The organism is Allobosea sp., from assembly GCF_048595345.1.
Lineage (GTDB): Bacteria > Pseudomonadota > Alphaproteobacteria > Rhizobiales > Beijerinckiaceae > Allobosea.
In genome coordinates this window covers 1-5,283 of record NZ_JBMDWH010000112.1, presented here as the reverse complement: position 1 = coordinate 5,283, position 5,283 = coordinate 1, and the positions used below count along the sequence as shown (strand labels likewise).

The following is a 5,283-nucleotide window of genomic DNA, read 5'->3' as shown; positions in this document are numbered from 1 at the left end:
GGACGCGATCATCTTCTTGATCTGGCGGGTCTGCAGCAGCATCCACAGGCCGAAGCCGTCGGCGCCGGCATTGTTCGAGATCACGGTGATGTCCTTGATGCCGGAATCGCGGATCTCCGGGATCAGGCTCTCGGGATTGCCCGACAGCCCAAAGCCGCCGGACATGATCGTCATCCCGTCGAAGAGCAGGCCGTCGAGAGCCGCCTTCGGCCCCTCATAGATCTTGTTCGTCATCCATCCCTCGCCAATGTCGTGGACTGCTGCGGTGCAGTCTAGCGTGACTTGTCAGACCCGTTCCAGCGCGATCGCGATGCCCTGGCCGACGCCGATGCACATGGTGGCGAGCGCGCGCTTCTTGCCGGTCAGGGAAAGCTCCAGCGCCGCCGTGCCGGCGATGCGGGCGCCCGACATGCCGAGCGGGTGGCCGAGCGCGATGGCGCCGCCATTCGGATTCACGAAATCCGCGTCCTCGGCGATGCCAAGATCGCGCAGCACCGCGATGCCCTGGCTGGCGAAGGCCTCGTTCAGCTCGACGATGTCGAAATCGGCCGGGGTGAGGCCGAGCCGCGCGCAGAGCCTGCGCGTCGCCGGCACCGGGCCGAGGCCCATGACGCGCGGCGCCACGCCGCCGGTCGCGCCGCCGAGCACGCGCGCCAGCGGGGTCAGGCCGTATGTCGCGGCCGCCTTCTCGGAGGCGACGATGAGCGCCGCCGCCCCGTCATTGACGCCCGAGGCGTTGCCGGCGGTGACGGTGCCGCCTTCCTTCCGGAAGGGCGTCGGCAGCTTGGCAAGCTTTTCGAGGGTGGTGTCGCCGCGCGGGTGCTCGTCGCTCTCGACGAGGATCGGGTCGCCCTTCCGCTGCGGGATCGCGACCGGGACGATTTCCTTCGCCAGCCGGCCATTGTTCTGGGCCGCCACCGCCTTCTGCTGCGAGCGCACGGCGAAAGCGTCCTGGTCCTCCCGGCTGATGTTGCAGTCGGCGGCGACGTTCTCGCCGGTCTCCGGCATCGAATCGACGCCGTATTGCTTCTTCATCAGCGGGTTGACGAAGCGCCAGCCGATGGTGGTGTCGTGGATCTCGGCATGGCGCGAGAAGGCCGTCTCGGCCTTGGGCATCACGAAAGGCGCGCGGCTCATGCTCTCGACGCCGCCCGCGATCATCAGCTCGGCCTCACCCGCCTTGATCGCGCGAGCCGCGGTGATGACCGCATCCATCCCCGAGCCGCAAAGGCGGTTCATCGTCGTGCCCGGCACCTCCTTGGGCAGGCCGGCGAGCAGCAGCGACATGCGCGCGACATTGCGGTTGTCCTCGCCCGCCTGGTTGGCGCAGCCGAAGATCACGTCATCGACGGCGCCGAAATCGACTTGGCTGTAGCGCTCCATCAGCGCCTTCAGCGGCACGGCGCCGAGATCGTCGGCCCGCACCGAGGAGAGTGATCCGCCGAACCGGCCGATCGGGGTGCGCAGATAGGCGCAGATAAAGGCTTCGCTCATGGAATGCTCTGCTCGTTGCTGTATCGAAAGGTGGCGGAAGGGAGCCGCCTCAGATGTCGAAGAACACCGTCTCGTCCTCGCCCTGGAGGCGGATGTCGAAGGTGTAGACGGACTGGCCGTTCTCCTCGCTGCGCTCGGCGATCAGCGTCGGCACGCGCAGGCGGTGCTCGATGCGCGCCAGCACGGGGTCGGCGGCGTTCGCCTCGTCCTCGTCGCCGAAATAGAGCCGGGTGTGGAGGCCGATATTGATGCCGCGCGCCACGATCCAGAAGGTGATGTGCGGCGCCATCGGCCGGCCATCGAAGTAGGGCGCGCTTCCGGGCTTGATCGTCTCGATGCGATAGACGCCGGTCGTTCCGTCCACGGCCTGGCGGAACCAGCCGGTGAAATGCGGGTCGGCGTCGCCGCGGGCCTCGCCCTGGCCCGGATAGAGCCCCTCGGCATCCGCCTGCCAGGTCTCGATCAGCGCGTCCTTGAGCGGCGTGCCGGTGCCGTCGAAGACGCGGCCGGTGATGACGATGCGCTCGCCCTTCACCTTCGGATCGAGCGGCTGCGAGCCCAGATCATGCGGATAGACGCCTTCGATGCCGGCGAAATTCGGGGTCGCCCCGATATGGATATACGGACCCGCCGTCTGCGACGGGCTTTCCTTCAGGCGGCGCAGAGGCTGGACCATCAATTGCCCTCCATCCGGTTCTCGAACAGGGTCGAGCGCCGCCCGCGCAGCACGATGTCGAATTTGTAGGCCATCGTGTCCATCGGCAGCGTGTTCTCGCGGTCGAGCGCCGCCACGAGCCGCTCCACCGCCTCGCGGCTGGGGATGCCCATCACGATCGGGCACTGCCAGATCATCGGGTCGCCCTCGAAATACATCTGCGTGATCAGGCGCTGCGCGAAAGCGTGGCCGAAGACCGAGAAATGGATATGGGCCGGGCGCCAGTCATTGACGCCGTTCGGCCAGGGATAGGGGCCCGGCTTGATGGTGCGGAACCAGTAGCGCCCCTCGTCATCGGTAATGGTGCGCCCGCAGCCGCCGAAATTCGGATCGACGGGCGCGAGATAGCTTTCCTTCTTGTGGCGGTAGCGGCCGCCGGCATTGGCCTGCCAGAACTCGACCAGCGCGCCGCGCACCGGGCGGGCGTCCTCGTCCAGAACCTGGCCGTGGACGATGATGCGCGGGCCGATCGGATCGCCGGTCTGGGCGTAGTTGCGGATCAGGTCGTTGTCGAGCGGGCCGAGCATGCCGTGCCCGAAGACAGGTCCGGTCATCTCGGAGACGGTGTTGCCGAGCGAGAGCAGCGCGTATTTCGGCGAGCGCAGCACGGAGGTCTTGTAGTCCGGCGTGAAGGCCGGCGGGTGCCAGCTGCGGTCGCGCTGGTAGAAAGAGCCCCGCTGGCCCGGTTGGTCATTGCGCATGCGGCGCCTCCTCGCTCTCGCGCCGGTCGTTGGAAGGCGCCGCCACTGAGGGCGGCACCGTTGTTGCCGGATCGTCGTCCGACAAAGACACCACAACCAACGCATCTGCGAAAGAGGACGAAAGACTGTTTCGCAGGCGCGGCTTCAATGCAGGAAGCCGGTCGAGATCCATGGCACGGCCGCCACGACCAGCAGGCCGAGCACGAGCGCCGCCATATAGCCCCAGATATAGGTCAGGCCCTCGTCGGGATTGGTCTTGGAGATCGCGCAGGCGCCGTAATAGCCGACGCCGAAGGGGGGTGCGAACAGGCCGATGCCCATCGCGAAGATCACCACCATCGCATAATGGACCTCGTGGATGCCGACCGACCGGGCGATGGGGAACACCAGCGGCCCGAACAGCACCATCGCCGGAATGCCCTCGAGCACGCTGCCCAGGATGATGAAGGCGACGATCGAAATCCCGAGGAAGCCCCAGGCGCCGCCCGGCACCGCCGACATCGCCTGGGCGAGATCGCGCGAGAACCCCGATTGCGTCAGCCCCCAGGCCATCGCGGTCGCGGTGCCGATGATGAAGATGATCGCCCCCGTCAGCGAGGCGGTGTCGACCAGCATGCGCGGCAGCCGGCGCCAGTCGAACTGGCGGTAGATCAGCAACCCGGCGAGCACGGCATAGGCGATGCCGATGGTGGAGACCTCGGTCGCGGTGGCGACGCCCTCCACCACCGCCGCGCGGATGACGAAGGGCAGCGCGATGGCGGGCAGGGCGATCAGCGCCAGCCGGGCGATGACGCGCTTCTTCTCGCGCACGACATGGCTGAGATCCTCGTCCCGGTAGCGCCACCAGACGACGAAGCAGAGCGCCGCGCCCAGGACCACCGCCGGCAGCATGCCGCCGGTGAACAGCGCCGCGATCGACACGCCGGTGACCGAGCCGATGGTGATCAGCACGATGGAGGGCGGGATGGTCTCGGTCTGCGCGCCCGTGGCCGAGAGCAGGGCGACGAGATCGCCCGGCTTGGCGCCGCGCTTCTGCATCTCAGGGAAGAGCACCGGCGCGATCGCGGCCATGTCGGCGATCTTCGAGCCGGAGATGCCGGAGACCAGATACATCGCCCCGATCAGCACATAGGACAGCCCGCCGCGGACATGGCCGAGCAGCGAGGCGAGGAACTGGATCATGGCGCGGGCCATGCCCGTCATCTCGATCAGCGCACCCAGGAAGATGAAGAGCGGCACCGCCAGCAGGATGAGATGGCTCATGCCCTCGTCGAGCCGGCCGACCATCACCAGCAGCGGCGTCGAGGTGGTGCAGGCGAGATAACCGAAGGTCGCGAGCGCGAAGGAGAAGGCAATCGGCACGCCGGAAAAGACGTTCAGCGCCACGACGCCCACGAAGAAGACGATGAGGTTCAGCTTGCCCAGCGGCTTCAGCGCCGGCCCGGCCAGCCAGAACAGCCCCACCAGCACCGCCGTGACCGCCACCGCCAGCAGCACCGGCCGCCAGTCGCGGAAGCGCGCCAGCCGGAAGGCGGCCGCCGCCAGCATCAGGCCGATCCCGACCGGCAGCGCCGCCGCGCGCCAGGCATTGGAGAGGCTGAGCGCGGGCGTGACGATGAAGCTCTCCTCCTCGGCGTAATCGACCGCATGGGGCAGGATCAGCAGCAGGAAGGCGATCGAGGCGGTGAGCGCGACCGCCTCGAGGAAAGGCTTGGTCCCCGCCGGCACGCGCGACACCAGCCCGGTCATGCGCATATGATCGCCGCGCTGGAGCGCCACCACGGCGCCCAGCATCGACAGCCAGAGGAAGAGGATGGAGGCCAGCTCGTCCGACCAGACCAGCGGCGTGTGGAAGACGTAGCGGGCGGCCACCCCGGCGCCCAGGATGACGATTTCGGTGACGACGAGCAGCGCCGCCACTGCCTCCACCAGCCGCGCCAGCAGGCGCTCGATCCAATCGGCCATGCGGCCTGCCGCGCTCGTCGGCAGGCGTGCGGGCGCGGACAGGCTCGCAGCGTGAAGGTCCATGAAGCGTTTCCAAGCGTGTTATCGGCCGTCAGGCCTTTTTGGCCTTATAGTCTCGCGCGCAATGCGGGCGCCAGCCCAACATTGAGGTGGAGCGCCCTGCGTCGCGACCTGGGCCTGTCCTGTCAGGATCTGGCGCGGGCTGCTGCGACGGCGGCGGCGGCCCGATTCCGGCGACCCTTGCCTTTTCCCATCCGACAGGGACCCTGCCCCATGCCCGGCTCAGCCCTTCTCAATCCGCCGCCGGCCCGGCCGGACATCACCCGCTCGGTCTGCCGGGGCGCCAGCCGCCATCTGCGCGAGCGCGGCTGTGCGATCGTCAAGGAGATGACCTTCGCCAATGGCCGG

General features: G+C 68.1%; 5 protein-coding genes. All 5 read right to left on the bottom strand.

What is annotated here, in order from left to right:
* Positions 1-234: CoA-transferase (locus ACOJTB_RS11440; RefSeq protein WP_420102645.1), on the bottom strand; the 234-nt coding region annotated here is incomplete at its 3' end.
* Positions 235-285: 51 nt separating this feature from the next.
* Positions 286-1,494, bottom strand: a complete 1,209-nt coding sequence (gene pcaF / locus ACOJTB_RS11435) for a 3-oxoadipyl-CoA thiolase (RefSeq protein ID WP_420102644.1) — start codon at positions 1,492-1,494, stop codon at positions 286-288.
* A 49-nt stretch (positions 1,495-1,543) separates the two neighbouring features.
* Positions 1,544-2,170, bottom strand: a complete 627-nt coding sequence (gene pcaG / locus ACOJTB_RS11430) for a protocatechuate 3,4-dioxygenase subunit alpha (protein WP_420102643.1) — start codon at positions 2,168-2,170, stop codon at positions 1,544-1,546.
* Entirely contained in the window at positions 2,170-2,910 is a 741-nt protein-coding gene (gene pcaH, locus ACOJTB_RS11425) for a protocatechuate 3,4-dioxygenase subunit beta (RefSeq protein ID WP_420102642.1), read from the bottom strand. Before pcaH ends, pcaG begins: the two co-directional genes overlap by 1 nt.
* Before the next feature lie 144 nt (positions 2,911-3,054).
* Positions 3,055-4,938, bottom strand: coding sequence for a TRAP transporter large permease (locus ACOJTB_RS11420; protein ID WP_420102641.1), 1,884 nt, complete (start codon positions 4,936-4,938; stop codon positions 3,055-3,057).
* Between the last annotated feature and the right edge of the window lie 345 nt (positions 4,939-5,283).

Excerpts from the sequence above, each read along its gene's own strand:
- pcaG (WP_420102643.1), bottom strand. The coding sequence starts at position 2,170 with ATGGTCCAGCCTCTGCGCCGCCTGAAGGAAAGCCCGTCGCAGACGGCG.
- pcaF (WP_420102644.1), bottom strand. The coding sequence starts at position 1,494 with ATGAGCGAAGCCTTTATCTGCGCCTATCTGCGCACCCCGATCGGCCGG.
- ACOJTB_RS11420 (WP_420102641.1), bottom strand. The coding sequence starts at position 4,938 with ATGGACCTTCACGCTGCGAGCCTGTCCGCGCCCGCACGCCTGCCGACG.
- pcaH (WP_420102642.1), bottom strand. The coding sequence starts at position 2,910 with ATGCGCAATGACCAACCGGGCCAGCGGGGCTCTTTCTACCAGCGCGAC.